The sequence below is a fragment of the Bacillus sp. C30 genome (assembly GCF_040838255.1).
GTDB lineage: Bacteria > Bacillota > Bacilli > Bacillales > Bacillaceae_G > Bacillus_A > Bacillus_A mycoides.
This window is the reverse complement of sequence record NZ_JBFPJH010000530.1, coordinates 1-1,695: the sequence shown is the minus strand read 5'-3', so window position 1 is coordinate 1,695 and position 1,695 is coordinate 1. Positions and strand designations below refer to the sequence as shown.

The window sequence follows — 1,695 nt, the reverse complement described above, 5'->3', positions numbered from 1 at the left end:
CTGTAAAGCGAATAACCTTCTCATCAAGATCAAGCGCTTCTGCGAATAAACCAGCCAATCCACGTGATTTTCTATCTACTTCCATAATAATTTCTAATCGATCGTGGGCACTTGGCAAAATTAATAATTCTAATTCATCTAATTTCCCATAATACTCTCCGGAAACTGGAATAAACTCAAATTCTTGCGCGAATGGAACTTGCTTACGTAATCGATACGGTAATTCTTCGCATTCTATATGACGCGCTTTAAAACCTAATTGATTTACACTATTTAATACACTGTTCAATAGCGCATTCGGCAATACTTGAATATAATCACGGTCACTTGGATCAATACTACGTTTAATATCAAGACCTGTATGAACCCAAACCGTTTTCATTCCAAGTGTTAGTGGTGCTTCAATTGGCATTAAAAACGAAAATGGAATTTCCACTTTTTCATTTGGCTCTACAGAAAATGGATCTGTTAAACGAACTCGCTCTAAATCATACGATGCAGTTACTTTTTTATCATCCACTTCTCTTACATATGACGTCGACAACGTTAAGTAAATGCTTTCAATTTCTTGGCTAACTGAACCTCCAGTTATATGAACCTTCCCTACTATCTCTTCTCCAACTGTATACTCATCTCTTTCAAGAACGGTATCTACTTTTGCACTACCAATACCAACACTTGCTAAAAACTTTTGAAACATGGGGTCTCCATCCTTTCTAAAGCGTAAGCTACATCTTTTTTCAAATCTTGTACATTTTCATAGTATGGCGCTTTCATTTGTAACATTCGCATCAGCATGTCGCGATTATATTCTTCCAGCACTAACTCTTCATACCAAGGTTTTTCCTTTTTTTCAGTCGATTGATAACTAGCATACAATAAAAATAATACGAAATGACCGAGCGCATAAAAGTCGCTACGAAAGTGAACTTCTCGCATCAAAGCTTGTTCACCTTCATAAGTTATAGCACGCTCATCACCCTCACCTTTCAATTTAGCCAATCCAAAATCAATAATACTAATCTGATTTTCTTTCATTAATATGTTTGGAATACGTAAATCTCGGTGAATGATACCTTTACTATGAAAATACGAAACAATTCCTAGTACTTCATATAAAATTTCAAAAACTTCACGTTCATCATATACTTGCCCATCTAAGAAAATATGATCTTCGAAATTTTCCCCCGGCATATACTCCATCACAAAAAAGTTCTTTTTCTCCCATATGAAATGATCATGTAGATTAGGAATTGACGCATGATTTAATGTTTGTAAAATCACTTTCTCTTGCTCAAATGATTTTCTACCAGACTCATATCTTTGTTTACTTTTCCTTAATTGTTTTAAGACTTTATATTTATTTATTTGTAAATCATTAACGACATATGTAACCCCATAACTGCCCATTCCAATTACTGATTCAATCTTATAACGCTCTGCAACGATTGTATTTTTTCGCAGTGGTCTATCAAATAAAGCTAGTATACGACGCCATTTCATCAGCTACTTGAAAAGAAGCTACGGCTTTTACGTTTTCTTTTATAATGCTGATGCCCATAACCAGATGAACGTCGTTTATAGTCGCTACTTGAATACGAGCGCCCTCTATGACGATAATCACTACTTGAATACGAACGATGTTTTTTCTTTCCTAATAAAGAATCAATAATTTTTTTGAACATCCCTTCACCT

At 34.7% G+C, this 1,695-nt stretch carries 3 protein-coding genes; all 3 read right to left on the bottom strand.

The genetic code is table 11. The features are described 5' to 3' along the window. Window positions 1-700: sporulation protein (locus tag AB3X49_RS22540; RefSeq protein WP_367964852.1), on the bottom strand; the 700-nt coding region annotated here is incomplete at its 3' end. Continuing rightward, complete coding sequence (locus AB3X49_RS22535; protein ID WP_002127253.1) at window positions 682-1,503, bottom strand: serine/threonine protein kinase; 822 nt, start codon at window positions 1,501-1,503, stop codon at window positions 682-684. The genes AB3X49_RS22540 and AB3X49_RS22535, both read right to left, overlap by 19 nt. Further along, window positions 1,503-1,685 carry a hypothetical protein gene (locus AB3X49_RS22530; RefSeq protein ID WP_000473368.1) on the bottom strand — a complete coding sequence of 61 codons (183 nt, stop codon included), beginning with the start codon at window positions 1,683-1,685 and terminating at the stop codon, window positions 1,503-1,505. The genes AB3X49_RS22535 and AB3X49_RS22530 overlap by 1 nt, the downstream gene beginning before the upstream one ends. Window positions 1,686-1,695: the final 10 nt, after the last annotated feature.